We start from the raw sequence: 16,960 nt of genomic DNA, 5'->3' as shown, positions 1-16,960 counted from the left end.
CTCCACCGCCGGACTATATGAATTATATGCCCAATACCGTATATCTGCCAATTATCTTAAGCCCAATTGAGCTCGAAAAGTGCAACAGGCTGCAGACGGTTCTTGACCGATAAAGGCTCGAGGCCTTTCACGGGAAAGATGTTGCCGGCGGCCGAAACGGTTGCCTCACTTATCAATATTTGACCGCCAACGGCATTTTGTTCGAGTCGTGCGGCAAGATTGACCGTATCGCCGATGGCTGTATACTCAGACCGCTGTTCAGATCCAACGTAACCGATCGTCGCCACGCCCGTATGCAGTCCGATACCGACGCGAACCGGCGAGTAGCCTGCTTGCTGCAGTTCATCGTTGAGCGGGACCATCCTTTTCTGCATTGCAACCGCCGCCTTCACTGCATTTACCGCGTCGGTCGGCGTCGCTGTCGGAGCCCCAAAAATAGCCATCAATCCATCGCCAATGTATTTGTCTAGAGTTCCGCCGTACTCAAAAATGATCTCCGTCATTGCCGTAAAATAACGATTGAGCAGCCCCACTACACGTTCAGGATTTTCAGTTTCTGAAAACGACGTGAAACCCCGAATGTCCGCAAAAAGTACGGTTATCTTTTGATTTACACCGCCAAGTCTGAACGAATCGGGGTTTTCAAGCAACTGCTTGACCACATATTCCGGCATAAACCGGCTGTAGTTTGCACGGGCGACCTCTTCGCGGGCCAGACGTTTATGTGCCCTGACGGTTTCGACCGTGACCGCAGTCTGCGCAGCAACGGCGCTAATTAGCTCCAGGTGGTCAGGCGAAAATGCAGCAAAGGGATCAAGCCGATCAGCATATATCACGCCGTGAACATTTGATTCCGTGATCAGTGGTGCGCAGATCGTCGATCTGACCCCTTGGGCGACGATCGATTCAGCCCCCGAAAACTGAACGTCTGTTTTTGCGTCCTGTGATAAAAGGGCGACGCGGTCACGCATTACCTTCTGCGTGATCGTTCGGCTGACGGTCAATTTGTCCGTCAGATTTTGAAACTGAGCATCGCGCGTCCTGGCTCCGATCTGAAAAAGGCTGTAGTCGAGTATCTTGCCATCGACAGTCTCGTCGGCCAGCAATGCGACGACGCGGTCCGCGGGTGTGCCGCGAAAGATGAGATCGGTCGCCTTCTCAAAGATCTCCTTAAGGTCGAATACAGTACCCAGCGTTCGGCTCATCTCGAACAGCAGATCGAGCATCATAGCCTTGCGCTTAAGTGCCCTGATCTCCTCGGGTGTCGCACTCGCCGATTCCATCGATAGATGCGATTGTCGCCCAATGATCTCATTGGCGGACATTTGGACCTGTTGGTGTCCGAGCGGGGCGTCGTCATATTTGATCCCGGCGGGCACTATCGACGGCACATCGATCCGGCCTGGCGGTTGCGCCGCGCCGTCGGACAGCGTCCTAAATGTCAGGTCACATTCGCCGATCGTTATGACGTCACCTGACTCGAGTATTCGCTCGATCTGAGCGGCTCCATTTACAAAAACCCGGTTGACACTGCGCAACAGCTCTCCGTTTTCGTGGTAGCCGTCAACGAGCTTAAATGGCCCGCCGGTCGCATCAATGAATGCGTGCTTACGAGAAACACGCCGGTCATTGAGAACGATGTCATTTTCCTTTGCACGGCCGATCGTATAGATACGGCCGGGCGTTGCACCGAATTCCCAGGTGCGTCCGCTTGGTTCGCTGATTGTAAAGATTGCGTTCACGACAGGCGTTATTGTAAATCGTCACCGAGCAATTGTGAATCTGATTGTGACATAATTGAGCCGACGAATCGCATAAAGCTGATGATATACCTAGATAATAATGCAACTACGCCGGTCGCACCGGAAGTTTTAGACGTCATGAACGATGCCCTGCGCGGTGTCTACGGAAACCCGTCTTCCGCCCACAACATCGGCAGATCAGCGAGAATCGCGGTCGACAAAGCGAGGGCCGAGGTCGCCGAGTTGGTCGGAGCAGTGCGAACCGACGAGATCGTTTTTACTGCTTCGGGTACAGAGGCTGACAATTGGGCGATCTTTGGCGCGGCTCAAATGCGGCCGGAAAAGCGGCATATAATCACGACGGTGGTCGAGCACGAAGCGGTTCGAAAACCGATCGACGAACTTGAGAAACGCGGTTATCGCGTCACTCGTATCGAGGTCGATGCAGATGGCAATATGGACGTTTCGCGTCTATTGGCTGAGATCGGCGACGAAACATTACTTGTCTCGGTAATGCAGGCCAACAACGAAACAGGAGTTTTGTTTCCGATCGAGCAGATCGGCCTTGGAGTAAAACAGCGTTCCAATGCGCTGTTTCACGTCGACGCCGTAAATGCCGCCGGTAAGGTGCCGATCGACGTTACGAAAGCCTCGATAGATCTCTTGGCCGTCGCCGCGCACAAGTTTCACGGCCCCAAGGGGATAGGGGTTTTGTACATTCGCGACGGCATCGCCCTTCCGGCCGTTATGCTCGGCGGCGGCCAGGAATCGGGTCGAAGGGCCGGGACCGAGGCAGTTCACCAGATCGCCGGCATCGGCGCCGCCGCCAAATTGGCGCTTGAACATCCCGCCACCGCTCACGTGCAAAAAATGCGGGATCGATTAGAACAAGGGATCCTGACGACGATACCCAAAGCATTCCGGAACGGAACAGATCAGGCCGAGCATCGCTTGCCCAACACCTCAAGCATTTCGTTCGAAAATATTAACGGGGCTATGATAATGGCCCGGTTAGATGTCGCAGGGGTCTGCGTTTCGACCGGATCTGCTTGCCACTCGCAAGAAAGTTCGTCGTCGTCCGTTCTGCAATCGATGGGAGTGCCGTACAGTCGGGCGATGGGATCGATCCGGTTTTCGCTCGGCAGATACAACACCCAAGCCGAAATCGACCGCGTCGTCGATATCTTACCCGACATTATTGCCGAACTTAAAAGTATTGCGGGAAATTGAATAGTTAGGAGAATTCTGTGAAAAGACAATTAATATTTTGCTCATTTATATTGGCACTCGTTTTTGGCGTCAGTGCTGCCTTTACAACGGTTTCGGCCCAAACGGACGAACCTATGACCGGAGGCTACGCCAATGCTTCGATCACCGACATCAATGTCAAGAAAGCGGCCGCATTTGCGGTGAGGACACGCAGCAAAAATACCGGTAAGCGGATCACGATATTGAATATACGAAAAGCCGAAACCCAGGTCGTCGCCGGGCTCAACTACCGTATTTGTATGAGCGTTCGCGAGGGCCGAAGGTCGGTCCGTACAGTCACTGTAGTCGTCTACCGCGACCTTCGGCAAAAGTTGTCTCTAACGCGCTGGAAACGCGGAGCGTGTATCGACCTTTAACGATCGATTCAGCTTGCTTTCGCGATCCCATATCTGGTCAGCTTTAGATAAAGCCCGCGACGGGTCAGGCCCAATTCATTTGCGACACGCGAAATATTCCAATTGTGCTTAGTTAGTGAGGCCTTGATCAACTGCATTTCGAGTTCGGAAACTGCGTCTTCAAGCGTCCCTCCGGCAGAGATATTGGCAAATGGCGAGTAAACGCCGTCATATGACGCGATCGGCTTGACGTTATCGGGCAGGTCAAGCGGTGTTAGCGGTTGCGCACTCCGCTTTAGCTCCGGTGAAAGGTGCTCGGGCGTTATCACTTCGTTGTCGACTGCACGGGCGACGATACGCTGTATCTCATTGCAGAGCTGACGGACATTACCTGCCCAATTACACACCATCAAAAGGTCGACCGTCTGCGGCGTAAATGTGATGTTATGTTTACCGAACCGGGACGAATAGTGGTTGATGTAGTAATTGACGATGGGCGGAATCTCCGCCCTGCGTTCGCGCAAGGGAGGTACGCGGAGCCGTATCACATTGAGCCGATAATATAGGTCCTCGCGAAATGTTCCGTCGGCGACCTTTTCCTCGAGCGGCATATTGGTCGCAGCGATGATCCGCACATCGACCTTCATCGGCTGTTTATCGCCGAGCGGTTGGATCTCGCCTTCCTGTAAAAATCTTAAAAGCTTGGGCTGAACGTCGATCGGCAGGTCACCGACCTCATCCAGAAAGAGCGTGCCGCCGTCGGCTGTCCTTATCACGCCCGGCGAATCCTGAACGGCTCCGGTAAAAGCTCCTTTTTTGTAACCGAAAAGGTGACCTTCGGCGAGTTCCTTTGGCACGGCCGTGCAGTTGAACGGCACAAAGATCTTGTCTTTTCGGTTAGAAAGCGTGTGGATCGCCCGTGAGACCAATTCCTTGCCTGTTCCGGACTCACCGGTTACCAAAACTGTGACGTCGGACGAACGGATCTTGTAAACGTCCTCAACCAGTGCCGTCATTGCCGGTGACGAATGAATAAAACCGGGCATCAAGCTATTTGATGTGTATGGGCTGACCTCTTGCTCCGTCGGCGTTGATCTATCTTTTTCGCGAAGCGCAACAACATCCATCCCGAGTTCGACGACACGTAGCAGCGGTTGCAGTGAGGAATCGTCGTTGAGTACCGCACCGGATTGCGGGTTGATCAGTAAAAACGCCGGTTGCGCCGCCGTCCCGCGGAGCGGAAAGACGGCAATGTTCTTCACACGACAAAACGTCTTTTCGTCCTGAGCCTTTTGGGCGTCGCCAAACTTTTTGACAAGTTCGTTGCTCTCCTGCGGCGAGTATCCGTGTGTGATAAACGGGTAAAGCTGCTTCTGATCGTTAATCTGGGCAATGACTAGCCTTTTGGCATTGCTCTCCTGCTGCAGCACGGCCACCAATTCACGAAATAGCAACTCTCGGGTCGCAGTTGCCTCCGCTAGACGGACCATCAGGAGTTGAGATACGACCGAGTTCGCCCGCTTCTCCGCACCCGGTGACTCGACCGGGGCGTTGTGCTCGATCCGTTCAGTTTCTTTGGCCGCCGCCGCAGTGTGTGGCCCGTCGCCGAGTTTTCTAAAAATCTCCAATGCGGTGGTCAGATGGCGCTTGGCACGCGTCGCATTTCGAGCGTCGAGATTTGCCCCCAGCAAAAGATGGACGAGTCCGGTGTGATAGAGATCCTCGGCTGCCTCAAAAATAGTCAGGCTGCGACTGAAATGATGGATCGCCAACTCTCGGTCGTCCTGTTCAAGCAGTGCCAGTCCGCGTATACGCTGAATATTGCCGAGCACAAAAAAATCCGTGGACGGATCATCTGCCTCGATCACCGCTAGTGAATTCTCACATTCTTCGATCTCGCCGCGGCGAAGATAGCTTTCGGCAAGCACAAGCCCGGCCATTTTTGCGTAATGACGGTCGCCGATCGCAGCAGACAAGCTGATCGTCTCAATAGCCTTGGAGATCGCCTTTTTCTCTTTGCCCTGGGCGAGGTAGCAGCGGGCAAGATTGCGCATCGATTGTGCCCGATACCACTGATGATTGCGCTTCTCGGCAAATGCCACGGCCTTGTCCAAAAATTGCTCTGCAAGATCGAGATTACCGCGAATAATGTTGAGTTCGCCTAACGAATCGTATATGCCCGCAATGTGTACGTGGTCCCGAATGGTTGCGATCTCGAGCGCCCGTTCGATCATTACCTCGGCCTTTGTAAGTTCGCCGATAAGCATCAGATTGATGCCGAGATTGTTATAAGCGATGACCGTATTAAGGGCGTGCTCGGTTTGGTCAAAGAACTTAATAGATTTTTCGAGGCAGGCAATACCGTCCTTTGGTTGGCGGAGAAACCAATATGCTCCGGACATATCGGTATATAGCTTGCCAAGCATAAACGGGGCATCGTTACCGCCGATGATCTTAATGCCGAGTTCAAAGTTATCGACCGCCCTTTTACTGTTTCCTTCCTGATGGTAGCTGTTCGCAATCTCGCGATACGCCTCGGCCATACCGAGCCAGTTGCCGTTTTCGCGAAAATGGACAAGTGCCTTCTGAGCATAATCCCGGCTTATTGGAAACTCATTCAGCTTTCGATACACGCGTGCAAGCGCAATATCGATCGAACCGGAAAGATGCCGGAGGTTACTATCTTCGGCCTTTCGGAGCGTTTCTTTTAAGAGCGTAACGGCCTTTGGCTGTTCATTGCCATTGTTATATGCGATCGCAAGCTGGGTTATCACCTGCACCTGCGTCTCGATCGACAGTTCTCTGAGGTTTTCTTCGTCTTCGAACGGCTTGACGGCCTCGAGCGACTCGACGTATCTGCCGGCGGTCTCGAGCGTGAAAGACAAAAGACGTTTTAAGTTGGCAAAATTGTCAGGAGTATTCGACCGTTCATCGATCGCGGATAAAAGTATCTTTTCAGCTTCGCTCGATCGTCCCTCGCGCAATTTCTGGCCGACACTCTTAAATATAGCATCGAGCCGGCCGCCCGACTGATGTCCCACAATTTCGCCTTTCAGAAGCTGACCTTTACTCATTTGATCGGATAGCCAATGAAACGGACAATCGTCGCCCGATTTCATTAATCAGCCCAACAAAACTATTTAATTGAATACTTAGTAAACAGCGCAACTGAAATCTAACAGAAGATCGAGCAAACGTCCATATTTTTATTTATTGCAGCAAACAAAGCGTATAGAATTTGCGTATGTCTGTGTTGTGTCGAGGAATGGCCTGAGCGTCCACACTATGAAAATCGAAAAAATTGTGGATCCTGGTAAACCGGTGTTCTCCGACAAACGAGGCAGGCGCCGCCAATTCGTTAACTATCTGAGTATTTTTGGTGCGATTGTTATAACAGTTCTTCTGTCGGTGTTCGTGATCAGCGTGTTGGTCAATCCCTTTCTGCCTCAGATACACCTAAAACCCGTCGCAGTCCTACCTCAGCAATCGGACATAAATTTTCATCCACCGGAAAGACCCGCACTTACAAAGGCCGAGACGATCGCGAAACAGGTCGGCGATAAGGCTCGATTAGAAAAGAAACGCCGTGAAGATGCACGAGCCCAACGGGCGGGAGCCGCTAAGCTAATCCGTTCGGAAACTTCGGCCGCGATCGTCCGCGCGACTAACGACGGGAATCCGTTGGCGGTCGGCTTCTATGTAAACTGGGACGATTCCAGTATGGCTTCGTTGAGAACTAATATTAACAACCTCGACTGGCTCGTGCCGGAATGGATAAGACTCTCGGGCGATGAGAGCGATCCGCTCGTACTGGACATAAAGGACGAGGCTATTGATTTTATCCAGCGGACAAAGCCCGAGATGCCCATCCTGCCGTTACTGCAAAACTATAAGAATGAGCAGTGGAATTCGGAAATTTTGCAAAGGTCGATCACCACCGACGCTCAGCGGCAAAAGTTAATAGCTGCACTTTTGCAAAGTATTGAAAAATACAAGTTCGGCGGCCTCACGATCGATATTGAGGAAGTACCGGAGGCATCGCAGTCCGAACTTTTTACATTTATGCGCGAGCTTCGGGCTGAGTTTCAGACTCGGGGGTTGATCCTCGCTCAGGCTGTCCCGTTCGACAATCCCGACTGGGACTACAAGGCATACGCCGGCGTCACAGACTATTTGATGTTGATGGCCTACGATCAGCATTGGTCGACAGGCGGTGCTGGGCCGATCGCCGGGCAGGACTGGTTTGAATCGATCTTAAAGAAGCGTATGGCTGAGCTCTCGCCAGCGCAAACGATCATCTGCTTTGGCAACTACGGATACAACTGGACCAAGAACGAGAAGGAGGGCGAGGATATTTCTTTCCAGCAGTCGCTACTGGCCGCGAAGGAATCTCTCGATTCGCCGACCGAGATAAAATTTGATCCGACTTCGAAAAACCCATATTTTTCGTACTCCGAAGACGATGGCAAGGAACATACCATCTGGTTTCTGGACGCGGCGACAGCCTATAACGAGTTGCGAAGTGCTCAGCCATACAAGGTAGCCGGCTTTGCACTCTGGCGTCTCGGGAGCGAAGATCCATCGCTGTGGAAGGTGTTCGGCTCCGGTGAGCGACACGCTTCGGCCGAAGACCTTAAAACGATCAAGTATGGCTACGACGTCGATTTTCAGGGCACCGGCGAGATACTGCAGGTTACCGCAGAACCGCAGGACGGAACGCGCGATCTGACAGTTGCGGCCGACGGGATGATCACCGATCAGATCTATCGGCAGATACCTTCTTCGTACGTTATCCAGCGAACCGGCGATAAACCGGGTAAGATCGCTCTGACCTTCGACGATGGCCCGGATCCTGTGTGGACGCCGAAGATACTCGATATTCTAAAACAGGAAAATGTAAAAGCGACCTTCTTTATTCTCGGCGAAAATGGACAGACAAATCCTGATATCGTTAAGCGGATCGTGGCTGAGGGCCAGACGATCGGAAATCACTCATTCACGCATCCGAATCTAGGCGAAGTGCCGAGGGCCGTCACCGACCTCGAACTCAACGCCACTCAGCGCCTGATCGAATCGCTTACCGGACACTCGACACGCCTTTTTCGTGCACCATATTTCGGCGATGCCGAACCGAGAACGCCCGACGAGGTTGAACCGACCACGCAGGCACAAAACCTCGGTTACATTTCGATCGGCTTGCACCTCGACCCGGATGATTGGAAACTCAATAACGACGACGGCACGCCGCACACCGCCGATCAGATGGTCGACGAGGTCCTAAGGCAGGTTGCCATCACCACACCCGAAGAACGCGGCAACATTGTGCTGATGCACGATAGCGGCGGCGACCGTTCCGCCACGGTCGAGGCGTTGCCAAAGCTCATAGACGCGCTTCGCAGCCGCGGATACGAATTCACGACCGTCGCCGAACTTGCCAATATGACTCCCGATCAGGCAATGCCGCCCGTTCCGCAAGACAAATCATTTTATACAAAGGCCGATGGATACGTATTTTACGGCGTTTCGGTCGCCGGCTGGCTGATGCGTTGGCTGTTTTTACTTGGCATTATCCTGGGACTCGGGCGAATGGTGGTCATCGGTATTCTCGCTTTTGCACAATATGTCCGCTCGCGGCGGCGCGAACTGACGCATTTTGGCGAGCAGTTTCAACCGCCGGTCTCGGTCATTGTTCCGGCATTTAATGAGGGAAAGGTCATCGTCCGTACGGTCGAGAGTCTGCTCGCATCTGACTATCCTAATTTTGAGATCATTGTGGTGGATGACGGTTCGACGGACGATACATTTGAGCTGTCGAAAAAGACATTTGGCGACAACCCCAAAGTCTCGGTCCATCGAAAGGAAAACGGAGGCAAGGCTGAGGCCTTGAATTTCGGCTGGCGACTAGCTAAGGGTGACGTGATCATCGGTCTCGACGCCGACACGATGTTCGCGACCGGAACGATCGCGGCTCTGGCTCATCGTTTTGCGGACGAACGCATCGGTGCTGTCGCCGGCAATGCCAAGGTGGGCAACCGCATCAATATCGTCACCAAGTGGCAGGCGTTGGAGTACGTTACGTCACAAAATTTTGACCGCCGCGCTTTTGCGTCGCTTAATTGCATCACGGTCGTTCCGGGTTCGGTCGGGGCGTGGCGGCGGACAGTTCTTGAAGAGACGGGCGGTTTTTCGTCCGACACGCTTGCCGAAGATCAGGACCTCACGATCCAGGTACGAAAACTAGGCTATACGATAGGTTATGAGGAAGATGCGGTGGGCCTTACTGAGGCACCCGACAGTCTCAGAAATCTCGCAAAACAACGATTTCGTTGGTCGTACGGAACACTGCAGTGTATGTGGAAGCACAAAAATGCATTGCTCAATCCGCGATATGGCACGCTCGGCTTTGTGGCGATGCCCAACGTCTGGATATTTCAGGTTCTCTTCCCGCTGATATCACCGCTGATGGATCTGATGTTTATCTGGTCGCTCATCGGAGCACTTATCGGCTACCTCGAGCACCAACAGGAATATTCTACGACGCCGACTAATCTGAATCAGGTCATTTTCTATTACGCTCTGTTTCTGGCCGTTGACTGGTTTGGAGCATTCGCCGCGTTCCTGATGGAAAAAGGCGAAGAGAAAAAACTGCTTGGATGGCTCGTCATACAGCGTTGTGGTTACCGCCAGGTGATGTACTGGGTGATGGTCAAATCGGTCTGGACGGCCATCCGCGGTGCTGTAGTCGGTTGGGGTAAACTTGAACGAAAGGCGACTGTAACGGCGAGGGTTTAGAAGTAGCCAAGAAAAGTTTGCCGTAGAAGTTTTAGTCGCTGAATGGTGCCGATCGACCCCGATAAGAATAGGGGTTGTGGTTGTTACCTGTGCTTATATGTAGCAAAGTTCAGCAATAAACTTCCGATCTTCTTTGTTCCATCCAACCGCGAACATACTCGATTATGGTAGATTTTATCTATGCCTGATTTTCCGGACATTGATGGCGGCGGCGAGGTGTTGACCGAGGCCGACGTTAAGCTCGAAAAGCCTAAGCTCTACAAGGTACTCCTGCACAACGACGATTTCACGACAATGGATTTTGTCGTCTTTGTGCTGCAGTACGTCTTTATGCGTGACGAGGCCGAATCGATCAGCATTATGCTCAAGGTTCACAACGACGGCATCGGTCTTGCCGGAATTTACCCTTACGAGATCGCTAATATGAAAGCCGAAAAGGCGATAAATCTGGCGAAAGCCCGCGAATACCCATTTCTGTGTACGGTCGAAGAAGAATAGTCTTCTCGAAAGTTCAGACGGTATGCTAGTATCTCCCTTGTTTATGGGCTCTCAAACAACAATTTGTATTATTGCCGTCAGGAAATTTGCGCCGTAGAGAGCCGGGCCGAAGCCTTAGATTTTGATCGATTGAGTCCCAAGCCGCGAAAAAGGCTTGGGACTTGTTCAATTACGATCCGCAAAATACGGTTACGCCCGCGAAAATGATAAAATAAGAGTTTTTACGGCGTCAGCAGCTTTTAAGTCTGCCAAAAGCCGATCACTGACATATGACCGAAGCTTTAGATCTCAAAAAGACCGTTAATCTGCCAAAGACTGACTTTTCGCAAAAGGCGAATCTTGGCCAAAGCGAGCCCGCCCGCCTTAAAAAGTGGACCGAAATGGACCTCTACGGCTCGATCGCTGAGTCGCGAAAGGGACGGGAGAAATTTATCCTCCACGACGGCCCGCCGTATGCTAACGCAGACATCCATATCGGAACGGCTCTCAACAAGATCCTGAAAGATTTCGTCGTGAAATCACGTTCGATGATGGGTTTTGATGCGCCGTACGTGCCGGGCTATGACTGCCACGGGCTGCCGATCGAGACGCTTGTCGAAAAGAAATTGGCGGAAAAGAGCAAGAATAAGGCTGACATACCGGTATCGAGCTTTCGCCGGATCTGTCGTGAACACGCCTCGACGGCAATGACCGGACAGACTCGCGATTTTCAGCGTCTGGGCATTCTAGGTGAATGGAAGACGCCGTATCTGACAATGTCCGCTGAGTACGAATCATCGACGGCTCGTCTGTTCGGCCGGTTTCTAGAGCGTGGTTATGTCTATAAAGGCCTGCGGCCCGTATATTGGTGCATCCACGATCAGACCGCACTTGCCGAAGCCGAGGTCGAGTATCGACAGCATTCGTCGCCGTCGGTTTATGTTAAGTTTCCTTTGCGATCCGATCCGGCGTTGATCGACAATGCGTTGTCTGGCAAGAATGTTTCGGTCGTTATATGGACAACGACACCGTGGACGTTGCCGGCAAATCTCGGCATCACGGTACATCCCGATTATGACTATTCGGCTATCGAGGTCGGAGTTGACGTCTATATCGTCGCGTCTGAACTCGCCGCCGCATTTGCCGAGACCTGCGGATTTACAGAATATAAAGATGTCGCCCGTTTCAAAGGCTCCAAACTCGACCGCCTCGAAGCGAAGCACGCGTGGCTCGACCGTACTTCGCTGATAATGAATGCCGATCACGTCACGCTGGGCGAAGCCGACGCCGAAGTTGAACTTGACGCACGACACGAGAGCAAAGCATCAGGCAAGTCGGGCACAGGCTGTGTCCATACTGCTCCGGGCCACGGTGCAGACGATTTTGCGGTCGGCAAGCGATACGGGCTCGACGTCTATGCTCCGGTCGATGCGGCCGGCAAATTTACGGCTGAGGTCGAGCATTTTGCCGGACTTAGTGTATTTGAGGCGAATCCCAAGATTGTCGAATTTTTGCGCGACAGCGGAGCCTTGCTAAACGTCGAACGATACGACCACCGATATCCTCATTGCTGGCGTTGCAAAAACGCGGTGATATTCCGAGCGACGCCGCAATGGTTTGTCTCGATGGACGAGACGGTCGGCGACAGCAGCCTCAGGCAGCGAGCGCTCGACGAGATCGAAAAGGTCAAATGGCATCCGGCGTGGGGCGAGGGCCGTATGTCGAATATGTTCAAGGGACGGCCCGACTGGTGCGTCTCACGTCAGCGTTCGTGGGGCGTTCCGATCCCGGTATTTTACTGTACCGGTTGTGAGGAGGCGGTCGCCGACCCAAGAGTGATCGATCACGTCGCGGATATTTTTGCGCTCGAAACGGCCGATGCTTGGTACGCCCGTCCCGAGAGCGAACTGCTGCCTGCTAACTACAAGTGCACCAAGTGCGAAGGTTCGGATTTCAGAAAGGAAACCGACATTCTCGACGTCTGGTTCGATTCGGGTTCAAGCTGCGTCGCGGTTCTCGAAACTCGCGGTGACACACTTCGATTTCCGGCTGACGTCTATCTCGAGGGTGGCGATCAGTACCGCGGCTGGTTTAATTCGTCTCTAAGCTGCGGCATAGCGGCTCACGATAAGGCTCCGTACAAGCAGATCATCACGCACGGCTGGGTCGTCGATGGTGACGGGAAAAAGCAGTCGAAGTCGATCGGCAATGTCACCGCTCCGCAGGAGATCATAGACAAATCCGGTGCCGAGATCCTGCGTCTGTGGGCGGCCGCAGTCGATTACACGGAAGATGTCCGCTGCTCGGACGAGATACTTTCGCGCGTGGTCGATGCATATCGTAAGATCCGCAACACGCTGAGGTACGCACTCGGCAACCTTATAGATTTTGATCCGGCGACTGACTCGGTCGCGTCCTCCGAAATACTCGAGATCGACCGATGGGCACTTGCCGGACTGGACGAAGTCACTGCCAAGGTGCTTACCGCCTATGCTGAATATGATTTTCAGGCGGCGTATAACGCTCTTTATAATTTTTGTACCGTTACGCTGTCGGCTCGCTATTTCGACATAATCAAGGATCGTTTGTACATCCTTGCGCCGCGATCAGTCGGACGGCGTTCGGCTCAAACGGCTCTTTATCAGATCACTGATACGCTTTGCCGTTTGCTTGCGCCGATCCTGGCGTTCACCTCGGACGAGGCGTGGGAAAATCTACCCGCCCGCGAGGTTGGTTCGGTCCATATAGGCGAATTTCCAGCCCTCGCCGACGTTGACAATGCAAAATTGATGGCAAACTGGGAACGCATCTTTGCAATCCGCGACGATGTGATGAAGGCACTTGAGGCCGCCCGAAATGAAAAGCGTATCGGCTCGCCGCTAGAAGCCAAGGTGATCTTGACCGTCGATGGCGGAACTGCGAGATTTTTGCTCAATTATTACGATCAATTGCGATACATCCTTATTGTTTCGCAGGTCGAAGTGCACGAGGGCGATGCTTTCGCGGTTGAGATCGTTGCGGCCGATGGCGAAAAATGTGAACGCTGCTGGAACTACTCGACCCGCGTTGGGGAAGTTTCGGAGTTTCCAACAGTATGCGAACGCTGCTCCGATGCTTTGCCGGAAATAGTTGCGGCGATGGGCGTATAGGAGTTGATATGTTTACTAAACTTCAATTTTCATTGATTTTCGTGTTACTCGTAGCGGGAGCATCTTTGGCTCAGTCGGTTTACACCCCGGAAACGGGTTCACCCGAACGCAAGGCCATACTCGCCGCACTTCGCGTGCCGGTCGAGCGCGATCTCAAACAAAAAATCGTATTTGCCGCCCAACATTTCAACGTATCGGGCAACTGGGCGTTCATCGGCGGCGATCCGCAAACTCCGGAAGGCGGCCAACCGAACTACAGGGGTACCAAATATCAGGAAGCAAAGGATGCAGATATGTTCGACAATAATTTCTTTGCAGTGTTGAAAAAAACGGCCGGGAAGTGGAAGGTCGTAACATTTGCGATCGGTTGTACCGACGTCTGTTACGCGGACTGGTGGCGGCGGTACAAAGCACCTAAGGCGATTTTCCCTTATACTGAGTAACTAGTGAATAAGAAAGACATATTCTGGAAGTTTGGCTATCTCGTCATCGCGGGCGGCGTATTCTTGATCGACCAGTCCTCCAAGGCCTGGGCGACTCGCATTTTGCGTTTCGAAGGTGATAGGCCGCTAATCTCGGGCTTCATAAACTTTGCTTACGCGGAAAATCCGGGTGTCGCCTTTTCGATGCTGGATGATCACGGCGACACGGGCCGATGGGGCCTGTCGGTAGTTGCGTTTGTCGCCGCGGCTCTAGTGCTCTACTTTTTTTGGCGAACGCCGCGAAGTGATGACCGAATTCTTGGCCCTCTGGCACTTTTGCTCGCCGGCATTGTCGGTAATGTGACCGATCGTATAAGGCTAGGTTTCGTCGTTGATTTTATTGATGTTCAATTCGGTGCGTGGCATTATCCGACATTCAACGTCGCCGACGCCGCCATCTGCGTCGGTGCGGGGCTTTTGCTGATCGATATGTTCTTCGTCAAGCGAGATCGTCAAAATTCAAAAATCGACAGTCAAAATTCTGAGGTGTCGAGTTAACATTGCCCAACCGGACATTTGACGATTTGGATATCTGGCAGTGATCTCGATACCGGCCAATTTTGCCGAGGGATTTGGTAAGGAAGGAAAGAGGGGCAAATTGCGATTCTTTAAAATTGCTAAGGGTTCACTCGAAGAATGCAGGTATTATTTAAGATTGGCAAAAGATCTCGATTATGCCGAAACTGATAGTCTAAGAGTTGATCTTGAATCTATTTGTAATATGTTGACCCGATTCTCTGCAACTATCAAGTCGAGTTTATAGTCGCAAAGCTATCGAATTTTGAATTTCGACTTTCGAATTTTAAGAGATGTATCCTGAACTTTTTCGCATCGGCACATTTCCGGTAACGACCTACGGCATCTTTTTGGCGGTCGGTATGTTGCTGGCTCTTTTTGTAGCGTCACGACTTGCCGCCCGCGATGGTTTGCCGCGCGAGCGCATTTACGACCTTGGCCTTTGGGTTTTGGTCGGCGGACTTGTCGGCTCCAAATTGCTGATGTACTTTGTCGAGCCGGACGTACACGTTTTTACGCTCGATTTTCTACGTTCGGGCGGAGTCTATTACGGCGGGCTTTTGGGCGGGTTTTTCACGCTCGTCATTCTGATACGTTTTTACAAATTGTCGTTTTGGAAGGTCGCCGATGCTCTTGTGCCGGGCCTTGCTCTCGGTCAGGCATTCGGCCGTCAAGGCTGCTTTGCCGCCGGCTGCTGCTGGGGAAAGCCGACCGACTGGTTCTGGGGTGTCCATTTTACCGACAAAGGCCACGAATACACCGGCGTCCCGATGTACGGCCCGAGCAACGAGGACCTCTATCTGCACCCGACCCAGTTGATCGAATCATTTACAATGCTGGCCGTTTTCGGCCTGCTGTTCTACCTTCACCGCAAGAAAAAATTTGACGGCCAGGTCCTTATCGCCTACGGCATAATTTACTCGATCTTTCGATTTTCGATCGAATTCATCCGCGACGATCCGCGCGGCGATCTTTGGGGATTGACGACCTTAACGGGCTTTTCGACTTCGCAGATAATAAGTCTGCTGGTTGCGGCCGGGTCGCTTATTTTCATGGTCATAAGGCTCAAGCGGGCTAACGAATTGCCAAACCAAATTGCCAGTGAATGAAGAACCGTCATCTTTTATCCTAAATCCAACGTCGGACGAGACGGGAATGCGCCTCGACGCCTATCTTGCCGAACACGTTGACGGTTGGTCTCGCTCGCGTCTGCAGCGTCTAGTCGAAAACGAAGACGTTCTGGTCAATGATCGGGCGGTCAAATCTTCGTACAAGTTGCGCGATGGCGACGTCGTCGAGGTCGATCTGGTCGAGGTGCCGGTCGCACGGTTTGAGCCTGAAAATATTCCGCTCGACATTATTTTTGAGGACGACGATCTAGCCGTCATCAATAAGCCCGCCGGCATGATCGTCCACCCCGGAGCAGGTGTTCAGTCCGGCACGCTGGCAAACGCGATCGCGTTTCACTTTGACCTTTCCGAACAGTCGGTCGAGGCTCAGGCCCGCGGCCGCGTCGGTATCGTTCATCGTCTTGATAAAGATACTTCGGGGCTTATCGTGGTCGCCAAAAATGACGAAGTGCATGAGGCCCTGTCTGAGCAGTTTCGCAAACGCCTGGTTTTCAAATCGTACATCGCTCTCGTCCACGGCCCGACCGAGCAAAATAGTGGCAAGATCGAGGCCGCGATCGGCCGCAACAAGCACAACCGTCTGCGGATGAAGGTCGCCGGCACAGGCCGCAGTGCCGTCACAATCTGGAAAGTGCGTAAGCGTTACACCAAGTTTACGCTGCTCGACGTCGAGATCAAGACCGGCCGTACGCACCAGATCCGCGTTCATATGGGTTATATCAATCACCCTGTCGTCGGCGACGAGATCTATAACGAGGGCCGTGACAACACCATCGCCGACATCCATGTCCGCAATGCCGTCGTCACCATGCGTCGCTTTTTCCTCCACGCCGAACGGCTTTCGTTCACCCACCCGAAAACCGGCGAGCGAATGGAATTTACTCAGGAATTGCCGTCGGAATTGAGAGAGTTTTTGCAATTGTTGTAACTATTTGACTGGAACGCAGGCGCCCTCGCCTGCAACGCCGGTTCCTCCGGCGTGACGGTGTTTAGATATTTTCAACTTGAATTTCCTCCGCGTTCGTCAGCGTGCGTTGCACGCTTGCAGGCGGGGTCGCCTGCGTTCCC

Annotated in this window: 12 protein-coding genes; 10 read left to right on the top strand and 2 right to left on the bottom strand. The window is 52.7% G+C overall.

Features of this window, described 5'->3' with window-relative positions:
• Nucleotides 1-56: 56 nt before the first annotated feature.
• Nucleotides 57-1,742: an FHA domain-containing protein gene (locus IPQ00_13770; protein ID MBL0241630.1), complete on the bottom strand. Its 1,686-nt coding sequence runs from the start codon at nucleotides 1,740-1,742 to the stop codon at nucleotides 57-59.
• Between the two features lie 81 nt (nucleotides 1,743-1,823).
• Here IPQ00_13770 and IPQ00_13765 point away from each other — a divergent pair, with 81 nt between their 5' ends.
• The gene (locus IPQ00_13765; GenBank protein ID MBL0241629.1) at nucleotides 1,824-2,972 is read left to right on the top strand and encodes an aminotransferase class V-fold PLP-dependent enzyme; all 1,149 of its coding nucleotides are present in this window, start codon (nucleotides 1,824-1,826) and stop codon (nucleotides 2,970-2,972) included.
• Between the two features lie 17 nt (nucleotides 2,973-2,989).
• A complete protein-coding gene (locus tag IPQ00_13760) occupies nucleotides 2,990-3,367 on the top strand; it encodes a hypothetical protein (protein ID MBL0241628.1) in 378 nt (125 codons plus the stop codon).
• Between the two features lie 8 nt (nucleotides 3,368-3,375).
• Here the strand turns inward: IPQ00_13760 and IPQ00_13755 are convergent, their stop codons facing one another.
• Nucleotides 3,376-6,420 carry a sigma 54-interacting transcriptional regulator gene (locus tag IPQ00_13755; protein ID MBL0241627.1) on the bottom strand — a complete coding sequence of 1,015 codons (3,045 nt, stop codon included), beginning with the start codon at nucleotides 6,418-6,420 and terminating at the stop codon, nucleotides 3,376-3,378.
• Between the two features lie 211 nt (nucleotides 6,421-6,631).
• Here IPQ00_13755 and IPQ00_13750 point away from each other — a divergent pair, with 211 nt between their 5' ends.
• From IPQ00_13750 to IPQ00_13715, 8 genes are all read left to right on the top strand, one after another.
• The gene (locus IPQ00_13750) at nucleotides 6,632-10,138 is read left to right on the top strand and encodes a glycosyltransferase (GenBank protein ID MBL0241626.1); all 3,507 of its coding nucleotides are present in this window, start codon (nucleotides 6,632-6,634) and stop codon (nucleotides 10,136-10,138) included.
• 180 nt (nucleotides 10,139-10,318) lie between these two features.
• Entirely contained in the window at nucleotides 10,319-10,636 is a 318-nt protein-coding gene (locus IPQ00_13745) for an ATP-dependent Clp protease adaptor ClpS (GenBank protein MBL0241625.1), read from the top strand.
• Between the two features lie 269 nt (nucleotides 10,637-10,905).
• The gene (ileS, locus tag IPQ00_13740) at nucleotides 10,906-13,764 is read left to right on the top strand and encodes an isoleucine--tRNA ligase (GenBank protein MBL0241624.1); all 2,859 of its coding nucleotides are present in this window, start codon (nucleotides 10,906-10,908) and stop codon (nucleotides 13,762-13,764) included.
• An 8-nt stretch (nucleotides 13,765-13,772) separates the two neighbouring features.
• A complete protein-coding gene (locus tag IPQ00_13735) occupies nucleotides 13,773-14,207 on the top strand; it encodes a hypothetical protein (protein ID MBL0241623.1) in 435 nt (144 codons plus the stop codon).
• Nucleotides 14,208-14,210: 3 nt separating this feature from the next.
• A complete protein-coding gene (gene lspA / locus IPQ00_13730; protein ID MBL0241622.1) occupies nucleotides 14,211-14,744 on the top strand; it encodes a signal peptidase II in 534 nt (177 codons plus the stop codon).
• Nucleotides 14,745-14,778: 34 nt separating this feature from the next.
• A complete protein-coding gene (locus IPQ00_13725; GenBank protein ID MBL0241621.1) occupies nucleotides 14,779-15,009 on the top strand; it encodes a four helix bundle protein in 231 nt (76 codons plus the stop codon).
• A 46-nt stretch (nucleotides 15,010-15,055) separates the two neighbouring features.
• Nucleotides 15,056-15,871 carry a prolipoprotein diacylglyceryl transferase gene (lgt, locus tag IPQ00_13720; protein MBL0241620.1) on the top strand — a complete coding sequence of 272 codons (816 nt, stop codon included), beginning with the start codon at nucleotides 15,056-15,058 and terminating at the stop codon, nucleotides 15,869-15,871.
• Nucleotides 15,864-16,820, top strand: coding sequence for an RluA family pseudouridine synthase (locus tag IPQ00_13715; GenBank protein ID MBL0241619.1), 957 nt, complete (start codon nucleotides 15,864-15,866; stop codon nucleotides 16,818-16,820). The genes lgt and IPQ00_13715 overlap by 8 nt, the downstream gene beginning before the upstream one ends.
• The last annotated feature ends 140 nt before the right edge of the window (nucleotides 16,821-16,960 follow it).

It is taken from the genome of Chloracidobacterium sp., from assembly GCA_016720705.1.
In the GTDB taxonomy this organism is placed as follows: Bacteria; Acidobacteriota; Blastocatellia; order Pyrinomonadales; family Pyrinomonadaceae; genus OLB17.
This window is presented reverse-complemented; position numbering and strand designations above follow the sequence as displayed.

Bases quoted from the DNA above. Each gene is read 5' to 3' on its own strand.
- IPQ00_13765 (MBL0241629.1), top strand. From the start codon at position 1,824: ATGATATACCTAGATAATAATGCAACTACGCCGGTCGCACCGGAAGTT.
- IPQ00_13755 (MBL0241627.1), bottom strand. From the start codon at position 6,420: ATGAGTAAAGGTCAGCTTCTGAAAGGCGAAATTGTGGGACATCAGTCG.
- IPQ00_13750 (MBL0241626.1), top strand. From the start codon at position 6,632: ATGAAAATCGAAAAAATTGTGGATCCTGGTAAACCGGTGTTCTCCGAC.
- IPQ00_13745 (MBL0241625.1), top strand. From the start codon at position 10,319: ATGCCTGATTTTCCGGACATTGATGGCGGCGGCGAGGTGTTGACCGAG.
- ileS (MBL0241624.1), top strand. From the start codon at position 10,906: ATGACCGAAGCTTTAGATCTCAAAAAGACCGTTAATCTGCCAAAGACT.
- IPQ00_13735 (MBL0241623.1), top strand. From the start codon at position 13,773: ATGTTTACTAAACTTCAATTTTCATTGATTTTCGTGTTACTCGTAGCG.
- lgt (MBL0241620.1), top strand. From the start codon at position 15,056: ATGTATCCTGAACTTTTTCGCATCGGCACATTTCCGGTAACGACCTAC.